The following is an 18127-nucleotide window of genomic DNA, read 5'->3' as shown; positions in this document are numbered from 1 at the left end:
AATCGCTTAAAATTATGTTCGTAATGAATTAACTTTGAGTTTTTCTGCTGAGTAAATGATAATTTTTATAGTTAGAATTAACTCCCGAAAAGAAGTCAAAACCAACTTTATTTTTTAGCATTCTATATCAGCAAAAATCCACACAAGTTGTTCTTTAGTTGTGCTTTTAAATAGTGTCTCTTCACTGTCGTCCAGTTAAAGAGTTATATATCTAATAACCAAGCAATGTGCTTATCGTTATTAGCGAGCCGACTATCATATCATAACGATTTGGTTTGTCAAGCTTTTTTATTTAATTTGTTTCTCAAGGTTCGCTGCGTTGTTACTATGTAATTTACCCTAGTAATGCTTGGCTCGTCCTGATGAGGTGCGTATTATAGACGTTTTAAATAAGTTGTCAAGAGATAAATTATCTTATTTTAAATTAATTTAGTAGGCTAGATAATTACTTAATAGCTGCGCTATTAATGTGTTAGTCAGTGGAAAACCACTTTCTGATCCGCCTTCCCTTTCGACTGGGTGGCATTATACGCGTATTTGGGTGGGGGTCAAGGGGCCAGACTTATTAATTAAGAGATTATTTGGCATGATGATTGATACTTGATATATATCAAACAGTTAACAGGGGAAATAATTTACCGCTAATCTCAATTTCTCTACTTTAATCTCAATTACTCTGCTTTAGCGTTTAGCCCTCTTGGTTCTCAGACGACGTTATTCTATCTATGCTTCTTTATGCATCCTTTATAGCTTGCCCATTTTTTCAAAAAAAGCTTTATAGGCGGCGATTTTTTTGTCTAGCGCCAAAGGATAAGCGCGTGAGGTGGAGGGCAGACGATATAAGGTCAGCTCTTTGACGGCAGGGTCTTTGTCATGATGCTGCCAATGATAAGGATACTGCATGCTTTGATTGGTCTTCGGATGCTTGGATTTGGCGGGTGGCTCCACTAGTAGGCTTAGCAAGACCTCAGTTGCTTTGCCGCCAGTGGTAAAGAGCGTCTTAACCTTTGGTACTTGCAGCAAGATATTATCTAAATCCACTGGGGTAACGACGGTTAGGTGTTTGTCCGACGCATTTCCGGTCTCACGAATGGCTTGCTTCACCGTCGGGCACGAGGCAATACCGCGATCAAACATAAAGTCACGAATACGCTCAGGATCAAAACGCTTTTCGCCCTCTACTCTAAAGTAATCAATATCGTCAAAAAACACGCCGCCATAAATACGCCACATATCATTATAAAAGTTTGGATAGTGAAAACGCATTGCCCATTTATCAGCGGTCGGTGGAAACGTGCCCATCATCATTACATTGGCATTTGCAGGCAGTACTGGGGCAAACGGATGGGTTTCTACTTCTAAAGCATCGTCTTTTGACAATGCTGCGTCGATTTCTGTATGAGACATGGGGTGCTGGTTGCTAGTTGGTTGATTGGTCATAAGATTCTTCATCAAAAAAGCGGTTTTTTTGGTATCATAGCAGGCCTAAACACTACTTCACCGACCCTGACGTCATATAGTCATCCATAATAGTAAAACATAGTCGATTTAATACAACATAGCATCCTCATTGATGCGCTCAATACGTGGCCGCTTACCATAACAATTCAACTTTGTTGATAATATTTTGCGCGGTAAGCATGTTGTGATAACTCTATATATGTCGCCATTTATGTAGTCAAAGAGAATCGTGCTGTCAAGAGATAAAAGCTCTAGGCGCGGTTGTTAGGCAGGCTAAGCTTACTGTGGATGCGCTAAAGGCGGGGTAACGTGTGGTAAGTGTTTGTATCTTTTATACTAATGGCAACCGCAGCGACTGCGCAAGCATCAGACCCAAAACCAAGCCAAAACCAAGAGAGTACTTATGAGTGACTTAAAAATTACTGTAATCGATCATCCGCTAGTCCGTCATAAACTCAGCCTAATGCGCGAAAAAGACTGTAGCACTTATAAATTTCGTACATTAACCAAAGAGCTTGCGCGCTTGATGGCGTACGAAGCAAGCCGTGATTTTGAAATTGAGACCTTCCCAATGGAAGGCTGGTGTGGTGAAATCACAGGTGAGCAAATCATCGGTAAGACGGCAACCATCGTACCTATCTTACGTGCCGGCATTGGCATGCTAGATGGTGTACTCGACCTGATTCCAACCGCTAAAATCTCGGTCGTCGGTCTACAACGTGACGAAGAGACTCTGCAGCCTGTGCCTTTCTTTGAAAAGTTCGTCAGCCACATGGACAAGCGCCCTGCCCTAATCATTGATCCAATGCTAGCCACAGGCGGTTCGATGGTCGCAACCATTGAGATGCTAAAGAAAAACGGCTGTACCAATATCAAGGCGTTGGTATTGGTAGCGGCTCCTGAAGGGGTGCGTTTGGTCAACGAAGCACATCCTGATGTGACCATCTTTACAGCGGCGCTAGACAGCCATTTAGATGAGCACGGCTATATCATCCCAGGTCTTGGCGATGCTGGCGATAAAATCTTTGGTAAACAGCTATTTAATAGATAAGCGCAAGCTGCCACAAAACAGCGCACCATTCATATCACAAAAGCCACATACGATATCACTTATAAGGACATAACATGAACGTATTGATCACAGGAGCAAGTGCAGGGTTTGGTAAGGCGCTGGCAGAGCGTTTGGTCGCAGGCGGTCACCAAGTGATCGGTTGTGCCAGACGCCGCGATAAGCTTGATGCACTGGCAGCTACATTGGGCGAGGCGTTTTTGCCGGTGGTCATGGATGTCAGTGATACAGCGTCTATCCCGCAAATCATTGCTGACTTGCCGGCTGGCTTTCAGCACATCGATGTTTTGGTAAATAACGCTGGGCTAGCGCTCGGCACTGAGCCTGCCCATGAGGCAGATCTCAATGACTGGATGCGTATGCTCGATACCAATATCAAAGGTCTGGTGGCGCTGACCCACGCTGTACTACCTGCGATGGTGGCACGCGACAGCGGTTATGTCATCAATGTCGGCTCTATCGCTGGCAGTTGGCCATATTTTGGCGGTAATGTCTATGGCGCGACCAAAGCCTTTGTCAAACAGTTTAGCTTAAATCTGCGCGCGGACTTAGTCGGTACGCAGGTGCGCGTCACCAATCTTGAACCAGGTAATGTCGCGGGCACTGAGTTTTCGAACGTGCGCTATCATGGCGATGATAAGAAAGCGGCCAAAGTCTATGACGGCTTTAAAACCATGACCGGTGAGGATATCGGCGATATTTTATTGTGGTTAATTGGATCGCCCGCCCATATCAATGTCAATCGCTTGGAAGTGATGCCAGTGGCGCAAACTTATAATGGTTTGACGATTGCTAAAGACTGACTATAAAAGACTAACTATAAAAAGTAAGCCTGCAAGCTCAAGCGATGTCAAAATAGCCGTAATTATTGTAGTTAGCGTAATTCATAATAACGAAGCAATATAGTCTCGGCTATATTGCTTTTTTTTATCTCGCTTGTCTCGATTACCTCTTCATTCACCAAGCGCAAATCTCTAAAATCCAGTATGAGCACTTCATTACGGGTGCGCTCGCTGGTACGCTTATTATGGCGTATCGGAAAGCCCATAACTTGCTTGCCTACTATAGTTAGCTGATTGACTACCGTCTGTGCAGGTTGCTCAGCACGGCTACTTGGCTGCGCATCGATGATAGCAGTCGCAGGATTGACCGTGGTGGTTAGCAACTTGGTTTGTCGTACCCGCTTTGGCATATCACCTGCAAAAAACAGCACTTGCCCCAGCGGTAAATACTGCGCATGCCGCGTCAGCTCACGGCGAAATAATGCGGGCATATCGGTATTAAAGCTGTCCTCGTTTTGCCGATAAAAAGCGGTAAAGTTCCGATGCAAATAGCGGCCAAACACACTGCTATTAATCCAGTCCTGATACACCTCATTGGCTAATAACTGTTGAGTAAAATCCCGAGCATCAGGCCTGCTCTCTGCGCTTAGCATCGCAACTAGTAGCGCCTGCGGGGTCGCAAAAGTTTGCTGCTGCCAGCGCTGTGGATACAAACTACTATCAAGCAAGGCTAACGTCGATTTGCTCACACACTCTCCCTTTATGTCATTGATAATCATTGATCGGCCGCTCATCCCTTAACCTGCTCGCCGCTATTACCGCTAGGCATTTTTTATGCTATGGTCAGTTTAATTGTTTTAATATAGCAGGGTTTTATCAGTGGCAAAACGTTTGCGTCAGCGCGATGCCCTGCTCTGCAACAAGGTATCATACCTGATGAAAACCAACCTATTTGCTGTGCCGCGCCCTGCTTTGTTCAATCAGTATCAGCTGCATACAAAAAACATCGAGGTGGCAAAAGGCACGCTGCTACCCATGTCAGTTATCGGCCACGGCAAGCCGGTGCTCCTGCTCCATGCGTACGGGATGGATGCACGTGAGTTTTTGCCATTTATCCTGCCTTTGCTCGGTCACTATACGTTTTATCTGCCACATTTACGCGGGTTTGGTGCCGCAAAGGATATCGAGCTGAGTGAGTTTGATTTTTTGCGGCAATACGCCGATGATCTCCATGTCGTCATTGAGCAAATTTGTTTGGCACGCAACATAGACGCATTGCCCGTCGCCGCCATCTCGATGGGTGCACAAGTGATGTGGGCGTATTTTTCGCGTTATGGCAGCGCAAGAGTCAGTCGTTATTTAAACATCGACCAAAGCCCTGCGATTCATAACCAGCCTGACTGGCAAGGCGGTTTGTTTGGTACGCGGCAGCGCGAGGTGTTTGCAGTCTTTCATGAGGTGGTGAATATGACGCTGCCGTATATTCAGCTCGAGAGTTTTACCCACCTGCCCTTTGCGCTCAAGCGCCGCGTCACTGATGTCGAGCGACAGTTTTCCTTACTATCCGTCAACCGCAGACGCTCAAAAGCGTTTATACAAGCGATGACTTATAAGAACGATCCTAAGCTTGCTCTCTATGATCACCGCATTTGGCAGCATAAGATGTGCTGTTTGCAAGCATACTTAAATCTGGAGTACGATTTTCGGGCGGTGATAGAAAAAGTCACCATTCCAGTCGTGAACTTAATCGGCGGTCGCTCACAGCTCTATGACGCTAAGTGGCAGCAGCAGGTGACGCAGATGCTACCCAACGCCACAGAAATCATATTGCCGCACTCTGGTCATGCGGTACCGATGGATGAGCCGATTGGCTTTTATAAAGCATTGAAGGGATTTTTGGAAAATGAGCTATAGGCGATATGGTAAAAATCTGGGTCAAAAACCCAGCCCACGACAGCGTCTCTTAAGCTTCTACTCAAGAGCTTCTATTCAGCCTTTCTATTTCGAACTAATCAGCTAACGCTTTCATCAGCTCAAATCTAGCTACTTCCTTACCATCAACTTCAACAGTTTCAGTAAACATCGCTAATGGTCGTACCCACACGCCATACTCACCGTACAGACAACGATAAATCACTAGTAGCTCTTCGGTTTCTGAATGCTGCGCCGTATGCAAGACTTGGTAGAGATTGCCTTTATAATGACGGTAGATGCCTTGAGGGATTTTATTGTCTGTCATCTGCATGTCCTAGTATGTCGCCAAACTATCTTAACAAAAAAATAAGGCCGACCATCATGTCGACCTTGTTTTAAATATCAATAGTTTATCCCAGTGCCTTGTTTTCAGTGACTTGTTTCCAGCCACTTATAGTCAGTTGAAAACAAAACTGTCATAATTTCCAAAGCGCTACTGGGATGAATGTTGCGCAGCCTCTGTGTATACAGCACGCAAGGAAAATTTATACCAGTAGCGCTATAACATTTTTAAATTGAATCTACTATATTAGGCCACCGTCACTTTTGCATAGGCTTTTTTGCCCGCTTGGATAACCACTGTCTGACCTGAGGTTAAGCTAAAGCCTGCATCGACCACTTCGCCATCTACTTTTACTGCGCCGCGTTTGACCATGTCTTTGGCTGCTGAGTTGTTTTTGGCAAGGGCTGCTTGGTTCAATATTTGCGTGATAAATAACGCATCCGCGCCTTCTAACTCCAACGTCACCTCTGGCAGGTCAACTGGCAGCTCGCCATCAGCAAGTACGTTGCCCGCTGACTTGTGCGCATTAGCAGCAGCGTCGGCATCATGGAAGCGCTCGATCAGCTCTTCAGCAAGGATACGTTTGATCTCTTGTGGATTGCGACCGTTTTCCATCTCTGTCATCAATGCTTCGACTTCTTCCATCGGCTTAAAGCTTAAAAACTCAAAGTAGCGGCGGATTAAGGTATCTGGCATCGACAGCAGTTTTTGGTACATGGTACCTGGGGCATCATAGATACCGACGTAGTTGCCAAGAGATTTTGACATTTTATTGACGCCGTCTAGCCCTTCTAAAATCGGCACCGTGATACACACTTGCGGCTCTTGACCATAGCGACCTTGCAGGGTGCGACCCATTAGGATATTAAAGGTTTGGTCGGTACCGCCCAGCTCGACGTCGGCTTTGAGCGCGATTGAGTCATAGCCTTGCACCAATGGGTACAAAAACTCATGGATGGCAATCGGCGTTTGCGCCGCGTAGCGTTTGGAAAAATCATCACGCTCTAGCATACGCGAGACTGTCAACTGGCTTGATAGCTGAATCATGTCCCCCGCCGACATGTCGTTAAACCACTCAGAGTTAAAGACAATCTTGGTTTTTTCTTTATCCAAAATCTTAAAGACTTGCTCAGCATAGGTCTGGGCGTTGATTTTGATTTGCTCATCACTGAGCGGCGGACGCGTGGTGTTTTTACCAGAGGGGTCACCAATCTTGGCGGTATAATCCCCGATGAGAAAATAAATCTCATGACCCAAGTCTTGGAAATGCTTGAGTTTATTAATCAATACCGTATGCCCCAAATGCAGGTCAGGCGCGGTAGGATCAAAACCGGCTTTGATACGCAGCGGACGACCCAGTTTTAGCTTGGCAACCAAGTCCTCTTCTGAAAGGATTTCTTGCGTACCGCGCTGAATCAGGGCCAGTTGTTCTTCTAGAGTGTGGGTTTGAGTGGTCATGATGCTCTCTTTATTGTCTTTATTAAAAGGGTAACGCGTTTGGGCGAATGCTCCCGAGTGCCAAAATACGATTAGCAGCGTCAAATTCGTTTAGTCTACTAGATATAGCATCTGCTCTATATTAGTACCTGCACTTGTTTTTCTTGCTACTCTATTTTTGCAAACGGGATTGGCGTTTCGTAGCCAGTAAAAGATGTTAGAATTTGAGGGATATACTAGCGTTTTTTAAGGTAAATTGCCATGGCCAACCCTGTCCAGACCACGAATGATCCAGAAAGTAATCAGATTTTAGCAGCTGACCCTTTAGCAGCTGACGAAAATGCCCATTATGCATCGCTCACTGATGCGTTAGAGCAAACGGTGTTTGAAAGCTTTGATGACGGTCTATATATCGGCATGATGTCTGGCACCAGCTTGGATGGGATGGACGCGGTGCTTTGTCAGTTTGCCGCCGACATGAGTCATGAAGAGCAGCCGATGCAGCTTTTAGCCACTTATAGCCAAGACTTCCCGCCGCGCCTGCGCGAAGTGCTGCTCGCTCTGTGTCAGCCTAATGGTATTCAAGCATTGACGCCGAGCGCTGGTGAGCCAAACAACCAGCCAAATAGCGAGCTGGACTGGTTTGGCTGGGCAAGCAAAACCTATGGCGAGTTTGCCAGCGAGGTGGTCAATAATTTATTGCAGCAGTCAAATACCGATAGCGAGTCGGTATTGGCGATTGGCTGTCATGGCCAGACGGTACGCCATCGCCCACAAATGGGTTTTAGCCTGCAATTGGTCGATGCCAATATCATCGCTGAGCGTACGGGCATCAGTGTGATCAGCGACTTTCGTCGCCGTGATATGGCAGTTGGCGGGCAAGGCGCGCCCTTGGTGCCAGCGTTTCATCAGGCATTATTTGCTGATCCTGATAGTACGCGCGTGTTATTAAACTTAGGCGGTATTGCCAATATTACCGTCTTGCCCGCCAGTAATCATGCTGACAACGATCATGCTGCCAATGATTATACTGATAGTGATACTCCTGATACTCATAGCCATGTCGTTGGCTATGACACTGGCCCTGCCAACTTATTACTTGATGCGTGGACCGCGCTGCATACCGACAATGACTATGACGCAGGCGGTGCTTGGGCTCAGTCTGGCCAAGTAATAGAGCCACTCCTAAATCAGCTGCTAGAGCATCCGTTTTTTGCCAGATCTTATCCTAAGAGCACAGGGCGTGAGGAGTTCAACCTAGAGTGGCTACAAGAGGAGCTACAAAGGTTTGATCAAGCATCGGCGCATATTCGTTACTCATCCGCTGATGTACAAGCGACCTTAACCGAGCTGACCGCCATTAGCGCCGGCGCGCAGATTCATCTGTTTGTACAGTCTCATAAAAACAGCGCGGTGTATGTCTGTGGCGGCGGCGCGCTAAATGACTACCTGATGACGCGGCTACAAGCACACCTGCCCCATTGTCATGTCACCACGACCGCAAGCTTAGGACTGCATCCAGCTTGGGTCGAAGCCGTTGCCTTTGCTTGGCTGGCGCGGCAAACCTTGATGGGCGAAACCGGCAATCTACCTGCGGTAACAGGCGCCAAAAAGGGCGTGGTATTGGGTCAGGTATGTTTTGCCTAGTCGGTCAAATTTTAGTTTACATACGTACACTTATGTGTTTTATAATGACGGTTAAAATACCTTCTTTTTAGGATCGCACGTACAGGATATATCGCATGAGCCAACATAGCAGTTCACCGAACACGCAAGCCGCCCCTTCTAATGCTGGCACTACCCAGCAAACACCGCGCCAAAAGCCGCCGCATTACCAGCGCCCAGATGAGATGCGTGTCGTGGTCACGGGTATGGGCGCTATCACGCCACTTGGCCTCGATGTCGATAGCTCATGGGCCAAGCTCATCAATGGCGAGAGTGGTATTACCCCTATCAGCCATTTTGATGCCACTGATTACCGTGCGCAAATCGCTGGGGTGATTAAAGACTTCGATGCCAAACAATACATGAACGCCAAAGATGCGCGCCGCTATGATGAGTTTATGCATTATGGTGTGGCGGCCTCAGCCATGGCGTTAAAGGATGCGGGGTTCATCGATGAGGTGAGCGCGGCCGATGCGCCGGTACAAGGCGTCGACGCTGAGCGATTTGGTATCATCTTAGGCTCAGGCATCGGTGGTATTCAGACCATCGAAAACAGCCGCGACACCCTACGCGAAAAAGGCGCTGGGAGAGTATCGCCCTTTATTATTCCAGGCTCGATCGTCAATATGGCCGCAGGATTGGTTGCGATCAAACATACCCTAAAAGGCCCAAACCTCGCCACTTCGACTGCGTGTACCACTGCCACGCATGCGATGGGACTCGCGGCACGCTTGATCGCTTATGGCGATGCGGATGTGATGCTCGCTGGAGGTAGCGAAAAAGGCTCAAGTCCACTTGGCATGGCAGGGTTTGGGGCGATGCATGCGCTCTCTACACGCAATGACGAACCAACCAAAGCCTCACGGCCATTTGATAAAGACCGTGATGGCTTTGTGCTCGGCGATGGCGCAGGGGTGGTGGTACTCGAAAGCCTCGCCCACGCCAAAACGCGCGGCGCTACGATATTGGCCGAGCTGGTCGGTTTTGGCATGAGCGACGATGCCAGCCATATCACCGCGCCCCCAGAAGACGGTAGCGGTGCCGCTCGCGCAATGAAAAACGCACTCAATGACGCGGGCATCGAGCCTGACGCAGTGGGCTATGTCAATGCTCATGGCACCAGCACCCCCGCCGGCGATGTCGCGGAGTCCATCGCTATCGAAACCGTCTTTGCGCCTGTCAAAGACAGCATCTTGGTCAGCTCAACCAAATCAATGACAGGGCATCTACTGGGCGCAGCTGGAGGTATTGAGGCCATCTTTACCGTTCGCGCGCTGCAGCAACAGCATGTACCGCCCACCATCAACCTAGACAATGTCGAGGACAACTGTAACCTCGATTATGTCGCGCACCAATCCCGAAAAGTGGAAAATTTACAATATGCCGTGTCCAACAGCTTTGGCTTTGGCGGTACCAATGGCTCTTTGATATTTGCCCGCTGGCCTATCACCGCCTAAATACGACCGTCTAATACGGCGCGTTGTAACTTTGGTGTCAGATTTGCTACGTTTGTGCACTTGCAGCCCCTTATCGTACTTGCGTATGATAAGGGGTAATTTTTGTACATTTATGGAAGATACCATGTCAAGCTACTCATTTTCTCATCAGTTTTATCAGCGCTGGACGTGTGCTCCTGAGCCTGTACGCGCCGCCATCACCCAAGAGCTAAAAGACATCATCACCCTGCTACAGACCCAGACGCCGTTTGAAAGCTTTGTATTTAGCACGCCTGATCTAGACACTCATGTCGATGAGCTCTACGACAACCACGATGCCGAGCAGGCCATTGCAAAAGCCATCGCCGATAAGCAAGCGCAAGCGGATGCCAAAGCAAAACAAGAAAAAATAAAAGCAGCAGAGGACGCAAAGCGACAAGAAGAAATAGCCTCAAAAGCACAAGCCGCACAAAAACAACCACCGCATAAGCCAGCAGCAACTGATGATAAAGAAAATAGTACCCATCCAGCCGCCCGTCAAGAGCCCCACCAAAGCACCAAATCAGACGCGCCTGACACCGATAGTAAAACTGACACAGCACAAGCTGGCATAGCAAAAACACAAAGTAATAAAGACGCTACCACCAGCGGCCAGCCGCAGACCGTCCGTGCCCCTGAACGCAGCGGTGAGGAAGCGCAAACGGCTGATCAGCAAACCACTCATGATAAAAACCATGATGCCAATGTCAACAAAGCGGTCAAAGCCATCAAAGATAAGGCCAGTACAGCCATCAAGCTGACACTAAAAGAGGAGCCATCTAGCGCCGCGCATCTAGCGCTCATCCGTGAGCTTGAGATGCAGATCGATGACTATCTCAGTGAACAGATGATGCTGATATCAGAAAACCTCAAATCATGGCTCCATGCTGAGGTGGCACAGCAATTGGGTGAGACAGAGGCTTTAGATCAGCCTATCGTTAACCCTCAATAAAAAGAGCACGGCTATGCCAGCGTGTTACTGGCTTGGTTTTATAGTGGTTTGGGTATTGGATATTGAATGTTGGTTATATGCCCAATAAAGACAGCCAAAAACTATAGATATCGGCTGATAATTTCAACAAATAAGCCCCGTAAACATTTACGGGGCTTATTTATTGGGCGTCTACTAGGGCGTGTCTTCATTTCAAAAAATGGTGATAAAAATGAGATAAATTGCAGTTAAACAAGGAAAATAGCGCCGTTAATATCGGGATATTGACCAGCTATTTGACACCGTTTGGCTAGATTTAGCCATTTTTAGCCCATTTAGATAACTATCGAGTGAATTGAAGACACGCCCTAGCGTGTGCTCATTTCAGAAATAAAGACACGCCCTAGCGTGTGCTCATTTCAGAAATAAAGACACGCCCTAAGGCTTTCGATTAAATCGATTGAGTACGCTCAGTCAGCCAATCAAGCGCTGCACCAGCAACGCGATCTTTTAGCTCAGCATAAACTTGACGATGGTAGTCGTTTAGCCACTCGATCTCTACTTGATTAAGCAATGATTTATCAAGCAAACGGGTATCAATTGGGCAATAAGTGACGGTTTCGAAGTGTAAAAATTCACCAAATTCACTCTCGGTAGGGTTCGCAACTGGGGTGTTGACCACCAAGTTTTCGATACGAATGCCCCATTTACCTTCGCGGTATAGACCCGGCTCGTTACTGGAGATCATACCTGCTTTCATGGCGCGCTCTTTTGGCGTACTGGCACTATAAGCAATGACTTGCGGGCCTTCATGGACGTTTAGGAAGTAACCGACGCCATGCCCTGTACCATGACCGTAGTCCATCTGTGCTTGCCACAATGGCGCACGGCAGATCGCATCAATGAGTGGTGAGGCGATACCATCAGGGAAGCTTGCACGCGCTAAAGCAATATGGGCTTTTAGTACTGTGGTAAAGTCGCGTTTGTGTTCATCGCTGACTTGGCCAATACCGACCACGCGAGTGATATCGGTGGTGCCGTTTTGGTACTGCGCCCCTGAGTCGATCAGCAACAATCCACCCTCACCCTCAGCGACATCAAGGTAGCTGAATTTTTCTGGCGTCGCACGGTAATGCGGCAATGCACCGTTTTCATTAAAGCCTGCAATCGTTGGAAAGCTTGGCGATACATAATGTGGCTGCTGACTACGCACCTCAATCAGCATACTATCAACGTCCAGCTCACTCAGACGCTCGCCGTTTGCTAAACGCTGCTCAAACGTGGCAAAAAACTCACACAAGGCCGCACCATCTTGGCGCATGGCTTCACGGACATGCTCGATATCGGCGTCAGACTTGACAGATTTGAGTAACGTGCTGGGAGCGATTTGCTCGATAAAGCCCACATCATCGGCCATCTTTGATAGCGTACCCACTGCGACTTTACTTGGATCTAATAACAATAAATCCTCTGGCGTCAACGCACTCAAGGCGTCTTGTACTGCATCATAATCAGCAAGCGCGATACCGCTGTCCTCTAAGGCTTTTGCGATATCGCTGCTGACTTTGCTGTTATCGACAAATAATGTCGCACTGTCTGCACTGATGAGCATATGCGCCAAAAACACGGGATTATAATCGACATCGCTGCCGCGCAGATTGGTCAACCATGCAATATCATCTAAGCTTGAAAGCAGATGATGAGTCGCGCCAGCCTCCTGCATCCCTGAGCGTACCGCAGCAAGCTTGTCGGTCGCAGACTGCGCCACAAACTGTGCATCATGCTGATATAACTTTGCTGATGGCAGCGCTGGACGATCTGCCCATATCTCGGTCAGTACATCACGCTCAGTAATTAAGGTAATATCGTTGGCATCAAAAGCGTCTAGTAATTTATCTTGCTCAGCGATAGACAACACATTACCATCGACCGCCACATTATCGCCTTCTGCTAAATGCGTCGCCAACCAATCGATATGGTTTGGCTGAGCTGGTGCCAGTTTTTCTAAGCTGATACCTGTACCCTCCAGCTGGGCGGCGGCATGTACCCAATAGCGGCTGTCCGTCCACAGACCCGCAAAATCGGCGGTGACCACTAGAGTACCGACAGAGCCTGTAAACCCTGACAACCACAAACGCGCCTGCCAATACTCTGGTAGATACTCTGATAAATGCGGATCCGCTGACGGTACGATGATGGCCGTTAGATCTTGGGCGGCCATGCGCTCCCGTAAACTTGCAATACGATCATGAATGTGTTGTTTATTCATTAAAATTTTCCTTATTGGTTTTGAAGACAGTGGGCAAGCGAGGTTGTATTAAAAAATACGACGACGCGGCGACTATGGATAGTCGTCTTATTGGCGCGGGTAAATGAGTAAGCGCGCATTGAATCGTATTGAATGGTCAATAGCCATTGATGCAAATACTGACCATGCAGAAGTGATAAATAGCCAGATATTATTAAGATGTTTGGGCAGATAACAAGCTTTCAATGCTGGAATAAAAAAATGCTTGAACAAAAATATGTCATGGCTTGAGCAAGATTGGTCACGGATAAAAACGATAAGACGTGCTACCAACCATGGTAACACGTCTCATCATCAGCCTATTTATTGATGCACAAAATTAGTACTTGGCTATCCTGACCATTTACTCAAACGCATCCGCTAACTTTTTGGGTGTCGTTTAGCTAACATGATCAGCCTGTTCGCTGTTTTTGAGCATGGTGCTGATGGGCTTGGCCAATAGCAACAAGATAACCGCCGTCACTACCAAAAAGACGGTCATGGTCGTAAATAGCGTTGGCAACCCTTCAATCTTGTCCGCTGAGACATGTCCACCGAAAAACGCGGCAACCAAGTTACCCATGGCGACAGAAGCAAAGAACAGCCCCATCATCTGACCTTGCATACCTTTTGGCGCAAGTTTGGTCATCGATGACAATCCTACTGGACTCAGTGCCAGCTCACCAAGCGTCAACAGCAACAAGCTACCGACCAGCCATAAAGGGGATGCTAGGCCAGTCTCATTGGTCAAAATGTTTTTTGAGGCAATAATCATCAAGCCAAAACCTGCCGCAGTAATCAACATACCAAGCGCAAACTTGACCATACTGTTTGGCTCGATACCTCTATTACCCAGCTTGACCCAAAGAATACTGACAATAGGAGCGAGTAATAAAATAAACAGCGGGTTTAGCGACTGAAACCAAATACTTGGTATCTCAAACCCTAAGACATTAAGGTCGGTATAGCGATCAGCAAATAAGTTAAATGAGGTCGGCTGCTGCTCAAAGCTTGACCAAAACAGCGTCGAGCCGATAATCAAAATAAAGCAAATCAATAAACGCAGCTTATCGGTTTTATCAAGGCGCGGTGAGACAAACATCACGGCAAAATAGCCAATCACCACGGCAGCGATGATATAGGTCATATACTCTGCGACCATGCTTGCCTCAAACGGCATGATACCGGTGGCGACCAGCACAATCACAGCCACCAATAATGCCACAAATCCTGCGACCCAGCGTCCGACATTATGATAGCGGTCGTTAGAGCGCTCCCACTCAGCACTGATGCCTTTGGCTTTGGCATAATGGGTCAATGTTTTTTGGGCAGAAAAACGATAGATAAGTAGCGAGATGAGCATCCCCAAACCACCGACCCCAAAGCCGACATGCCACATGCCCTTTTCTTTAAATATCCCAACGATCAGCGCGGCCAATAACGCGCCGATATTGATACCCATATAAAACAAGGTAAAACCACTATCGCGGCGTACATCACCTTTGGTATACAGCGCCCCGACCATCACCGAGATACAGGTCTTAAATAACCCTGAGCCCAAAACAATACAAATCAAACCGACAAAAAACAGCGTCATACCAAACATCGCCGAAAGCGCGATACATAAGTGACCAAGGGCAATAATGATACTGCCCCACCACAGCGCGCGCTCTTGTCCGAGCCAGTTGTCTGCCAGCCAGCCGCCAGGGACGGCTGCCAAATATAATGAGCCAGCAAAGATACCATAGATAGCAGAAGCGGTGACTTCATCAAACCCAAAACCACCACTGCCTACCGTCGCCACCATAAACAACACCAATAGCGGGCGAATACTATAATAAGAAAACCGCTCCCACATCTCCGTAAAAAATAGCGGACGCAGCGGCTTTGGATGCCCCATAAAACCGTTTTCTAGCGATTCTAATTCAGCGGCACTCACCCCTGAACTTGCTTCTTTGCTCATAAGATTATTCCTTTAAAGACCACTTTAACAATGACCAAACCCCTATTTATTCAGATAAGCGGTCATATAGGAGCAATATTGTTTCACCTGTCTATCGGCAAGTAAAGAATTAATTGGTCAATAATTACACAGTGGCTCACAAAAAAAATCGCCCTCATTAGCTGAGAGCGAGTATTTGTGGCATTGCCAAAAGACAAATATCAGTCACTATGACAAGATAACGATCCTGTCATAATGAGAAAAAAACAGCCCGTATCTAAGCAAGAACACCTTATTGTGCGGCAGTTTCACCCGCTTCCACGTCGCCATCCGCTTGCTCTGCGGTCAAATCAGCATCGGCAACCGCCGCTTGGTTGACCGTACCAGCGGCAGTGGCGGTGCCTGCTTCTGCTGCTACCACGGCACTATCTGCATCCGCTGGCATCACAGTCGCATCTGTCGCTGGCGTAGGTTCGGCCGCTTCTGCTGTTTCCGCTGGGGCTGCATCGTCCTTAGCCTCTGCACTGGCCGCCGCTACTGGCGCGGTCGCTGCTTCATCAGCGGCGACTACAGCTTCGGTCGTCTCAGCAGTGATATGCTCGCCCGCTGGACGCAAAAATCCAGAAATACCGATAAGTAAGACAATACCTAAAAACAAGGCTGTGCCGACTAGAGCATATAACAGCTCTTTTTTTGGGTTGTTATTGACGATACCTTCTGACATATCTTATCCACCTTGCACAAAATATTTGAAATATTGACCCATTATATCGCAATTTATAGCGATTTGTTAAAACCCTTAAGTATTTAAAGGATTTATTATGGGCAGTTTTTTTCATGACTTGAGCACCTTAGCGTTATTATTTGCTTTAAATGGCGCATCGACGACGGAGCAACAGCAAAACTACTTACCCAAGCGCGCTCTTGTCGTTGCCCGTTTGCCCAGATAACTCAATAACAGCAGCAGCGCCACCACAAACAAGACAGGATAATGACCAACACGCATAAACGGCGTGTTGCCTGTCCGCGCTTGTACATCACCGCGCAATACGGTGCGCTCAAACTGCGGGGCGCGCTCAACGATACGGCCTTTGTGATCGATGATGGCGGTGACACCGGTGTTGGTCGCACGCATAAACCAGCGGCCATTTTCGAGCGCGCGCATTTGTACCATCTGTAGATGTTGTAGCGGGCCTGCCGAGGTGCCAAACCACGCATCGTTTGAGATGGTCAATAAAAAGTCTGTACCGATGGCGTTTTTGCGCGTGGTATCAGGATAGGCCACTTCATAGCAGATGGCAGCACCCAAATTGTGCCCACGCACCTGTAGCGGCGACTGCGCCTCACTGCCGCGACTATAGCTCATAATCTCTTGACTACCTGCAAGGTTTGGCAAAATATCGAGCAGCCCTTCAAATGGAATATACTCACCAAATGGCACCAAGCGCTGTTTTTTGTACAGTCCCTCTGCCTCTGCACCCAGCGCAATCACACTGTTATAAAATGGCGGATACTTATCCTGAGCTTCATCAAATGCCGCTTCATCCTTATAAGGAATGCCGGTCACCCACGTGGTATTGGTGGCTTTGGCCATTTTGACCATCTCATTGATAAAGCCGATCGCATCGGTCTGAAACATCGGAATCGACGACTCAGGCCACAAAATAATATCACGCCCCCACTCACTGCGGGTCAACGTGGCATAAATCTTGAGCGTCTCTATTTGATACTCGGTCAGCCATTTTAAATCTTGCGGAATATTACCCTGAATCAATGACACCGACACATCAGGGGTGCCTTTGGGTTTGGTCCACTGCGGATTTAGTAGCCACAATAGTGTGCTGAGCGCTAGCAGGGCAATCGAAGCCACCATATAGCCTGCGCGGCGACGCAGTAGCTCGACTAAACTGGCTGCCAATAATACCGCCACAAAAGACACTGCAAACACACCCGCCACTGGCGCAAGTGACGATAGCCAATACTGCTCTGTAAAGGCGTAACCGACAAACAACCAAGGAAAGCCAGTAAATAACCACGTCTTCATCCACTCTTGCAGCACCCAAAGCGCGGCAAAAGACAGTGGCTGCTTGCCGACCATCTTATTAAACACCAGCCCCAAAAAGCCATGGAACAAGCCCATGCCCAGACCCATCAGCGCAATCATAATCAAAGCAAGCCACGCTGGCGTATCGCCGTACACATGAATAGAGGTGTAGAGCCAAAACGCCCCCACGCACCACAAGCCTGTACCGTAAGCTTGACCGATCAAAAACGCCCGTTTGCCGCTCATCTGTGGCATCAATAAGGCGTACAATATCGCAGGCGATAGCAGTGCTAGCGGCCAGATGTTATAAGGCGCAAGTGCAAAGATAAACACGGCCCCTGCCAACCACGCAATCAATACTGTCGGTGCCACGGGTAAGCCCTTTGGCTTATCGGCATTGAGACGTTTTTGCAAATCATGAGTAGACAGGCGCATAGCAGTTATCCAGAACCATATTTTTAAAATAGTAAGCATTCACTTAGCGACGCTTAAATAAAAAGATAAAAAACCAAGCTCAGACAAAGACCAAGCTCGATAAGCGTTCAGTAAAGACTCAGTAAATAAACCCGCCCATGATACCAGTCTACAGCAATTAATGGGTAAAGTTGCGTAGCAAAAGCCCACGGCAAGACACAAAAAAACACGACCGCAATCGTGTTTTTTTATCTATAGACTGGTATGAGGCGGTGCAGCGGTGCTGTCAAAAGCCTCCGAGGAGCACGTCTCACTTTATAGCCATTTTATTATAAACTGACTATATACCGATGAAGCGGCTCA

The 18127-nt window shown here is 47.7% G+C and carries 14 protein-coding genes; 6 read left to right on the top strand and 8 right to left on the bottom strand.

Features of this window, described 5'->3' with window-relative positions; translation table 11 throughout:
- Positions 1-744: 744 nt before the first annotated feature.
- Positions 745-1407: a DNA glycosylase gene (locus tag BTV99_RS08650; protein ID WP_075101977.1), complete on the bottom strand. Its 663-nt coding sequence runs from the start codon at positions 1405-1407 to the stop codon at positions 745-747.
- A 457-nt stretch (positions 1408-1864) separates the two neighbouring features.
- Here BTV99_RS08650 and upp point away from each other — a divergent pair, with 457 nt between their 5' ends.
- Positions 1865-2512 carry a uracil phosphoribosyltransferase gene (upp, locus tag BTV99_RS08645; protein WP_075101966.1) on the top strand — a complete coding sequence of 216 codons (648 nt, stop codon included), beginning with the start codon at positions 1865-1867 and terminating at the stop codon, positions 2510-2512.
- Between the two features lie 74 nt (positions 2513-2586).
- Positions 2587-3333, top strand: coding sequence for an SDR family NAD(P)-dependent oxidoreductase (locus tag BTV99_RS08640; protein WP_075101965.1), 747 nt, complete (start codon positions 2587-2589; stop codon positions 3331-3333).
- A gap of 71 nt (positions 3334-3404) precedes the next feature.
- On the opposite strand, the gene BTV99_RS08635 is transcribed toward BTV99_RS08640, so the two are convergent.
- Positions 3405-4061 carry a hypothetical protein gene (locus tag BTV99_RS08635; RefSeq protein ID WP_075101976.1) on the bottom strand — a complete coding sequence of 219 codons (657 nt, stop codon included), beginning with the start codon at positions 4059-4061 and terminating at the stop codon, positions 3405-3407.
- 187 nt (positions 4062-4248) lie between these two features.
- Here BTV99_RS08635 and BTV99_RS08630 point away from each other — a divergent pair, with 187 nt between their 5' ends.
- Complete coding sequence (locus BTV99_RS08630) at positions 4249-5226, top strand: alpha/beta fold hydrolase (protein ID WP_075101964.1); 978 nt, start codon at positions 4249-4251, stop codon at positions 5224-5226.
- Positions 5227-5320: 94 nt separating this feature from the next.
- Here BTV99_RS08630 and BTV99_RS08625 read toward each other — a convergent pair whose 3' ends face one another.
- Together BTV99_RS08625 and tyrS are read right to left on the bottom strand one after the other, a co-directional pair.
- Complete coding sequence (locus BTV99_RS08625; RefSeq protein ID WP_075101963.1) at positions 5321-5551, bottom strand: DUF1653 domain-containing protein; 231 nt, start codon at positions 5549-5551, stop codon at positions 5321-5323.
- Positions 5552-5815: 264 nt separating this feature from the next.
- Complete coding sequence (tyrS, locus tag BTV99_RS08620; RefSeq protein ID WP_075101962.1) at positions 5816-7027, bottom strand: tyrosine--tRNA ligase; 1212 nt, start codon at positions 7025-7027, stop codon at positions 5816-5818.
- A 240-nt stretch (positions 7028-7267) separates the two neighbouring features.
- Between tyrS and BTV99_RS08615 the strand changes: the two genes are divergently transcribed.
- From BTV99_RS08615 to BTV99_RS08605, 3 genes are all read left to right on the top strand, one after another.
- Positions 7268-8653 (top strand): anhydro-N-acetylmuramic acid kinase, encoded by a 1386-nt coding sequence (locus tag BTV99_RS08615; RefSeq protein ID WP_075101961.1) that lies wholly within the window; start codon positions 7268-7270, stop codon positions 8651-8653.
- Positions 8654-8856: 203 nt separating this feature from the next.
- Complete coding sequence (fabF, locus tag BTV99_RS08610; RefSeq protein ID WP_075101975.1) at positions 8857-10128, top strand: beta-ketoacyl-ACP synthase II; 1272 nt, start codon at positions 8857-8859, stop codon at positions 10126-10128.
- A gap of 124 nt (positions 10129-10252) precedes the next feature.
- Positions 10253-11098, top strand: a complete 846-nt coding sequence (locus tag BTV99_RS08605) for a hypothetical protein (RefSeq protein ID WP_241900766.1) — start codon at positions 10253-10255, stop codon at positions 11096-11098.
- Between the two features lie 430 nt (positions 11099-11528).
- Here BTV99_RS08605 and BTV99_RS08600 read toward each other — a convergent pair whose 3' ends face one another.
- The 4 genes from BTV99_RS08600 to lnt all read right to left on the bottom strand — a co-directional run bounded on the left by BTV99_RS08600 (position 11529) and on the right by lnt (position 17785).
- Entirely contained in the window at positions 11529-13346 is a 1818-nt protein-coding gene (locus BTV99_RS08600; RefSeq protein ID WP_075101959.1) for an aminopeptidase P family protein, read from the bottom strand.
- Positions 13347-13764: 418 nt separating this feature from the next.
- Positions 13765-15327, bottom strand: a complete 1563-nt coding sequence (locus BTV99_RS08595; protein WP_075101958.1) for a peptide MFS transporter — start codon at positions 15325-15327, stop codon at positions 13765-13767.
- 271 nt (positions 15328-15598) lie between these two features.
- Positions 15599-16030, bottom strand: a complete 432-nt coding sequence (locus BTV99_RS08590) for a hypothetical protein (protein WP_075101957.1) — start codon at positions 16028-16030, stop codon at positions 15599-15601.
- A gap of 180 nt (positions 16031-16210) precedes the next feature.
- Positions 16211-17785, bottom strand: a complete 1575-nt coding sequence (gene lnt, locus BTV99_RS08585) for an apolipoprotein N-acyltransferase (protein ID WP_075101956.1) — start codon at positions 17783-17785, stop codon at positions 16211-16213.
- Positions 17786-18127 lie beyond the last annotated feature (342 nt).

The sequence above is a fragment of the Psychrobacter sp. Rd 27.2 genome (assembly GCF_001921755.1).
Classification (GTDB): domain Bacteria; phylum Pseudomonadota; class Gammaproteobacteria; order Pseudomonadales; family Moraxellaceae; genus Psychrobacter; species Psychrobacter celer.
Note: the sequence above shows the minus strand (reverse complement) of the source record. Positions and strands in the feature narration are given on the sequence as shown.

Coding starts and splice junctions, on each gene's coding strand:
- BTV99_RS08625 (WP_075101963.1), bottom strand. CDS start 5,551: ATGACAGACAATAAAATCCCTCAAGGCATCTACCGTCATTATAAAGGC.
- BTV99_RS08595 (WP_075101958.1), bottom strand. CDS start 15,327: ATGAGCAAAGAAGCAAGTTCAGGGGTGAGTGCCGCTGAATTAGAATCG.
- fabF (WP_075101975.1), top strand. CDS start 8,857: ATGCGTGTCGTGGTCACGGGTATGGGCGCTATCACGCCACTTGGCCTC.
- BTV99_RS08600 (WP_075101959.1), bottom strand. CDS start 13,346: ATGAATAAACAACACATTCATGATCGTATTGCAAGTTTACGGGAGCGC.
- BTV99_RS08630 (WP_075101964.1), top strand. CDS start 4,249: ATGAAAACCAACCTATTTGCTGTGCCGCGCCCTGCTTTGTTCAATCAG.
- BTV99_RS08590 (WP_075101957.1), bottom strand. CDS start 16,030: ATGTCAGAAGGTATCGTCAATAACAACCCAAAAAAAGAGCTGTTATAT.
- tyrS (WP_075101962.1), bottom strand. CDS start 7,027: ATGACCACTCAAACCCACACTCTAGAAGAACAACTGGCCCTGATTCAG.
- lnt (WP_075101956.1), bottom strand. CDS start 17,785: ATGCGCCTGTCTACTCATGATTTGCAAAAACGTCTCAATGCCGATAAG.
- BTV99_RS08615 (WP_075101961.1), top strand. CDS start 7,268: ATGGCCAACCCTGTCCAGACCACGAATGATCCAGAAAGTAATCAGATT.
- BTV99_RS08605 (WP_241900766.1), top strand. CDS start 10,253: ATGTCAAGCTACTCATTTTCTCATCAGTTTTATCAGCGCTGGACGTGT.
- BTV99_RS08650 (WP_075101977.1), bottom strand. CDS start 1,407: ATGTCTCATACAGAAATCGACGCAGCATTGTCAAAAGACGATGCTTTA.
- BTV99_RS08640 (WP_075101965.1), top strand. CDS start 2,587: ATGAACGTATTGATCACAGGAGCAAGTGCAGGGTTTGGTAAGGCGCTG.
- upp (WP_075101966.1), top strand. CDS start 1,865: ATGAGTGACTTAAAAATTACTGTAATCGATCATCCGCTAGTCCGTCAT.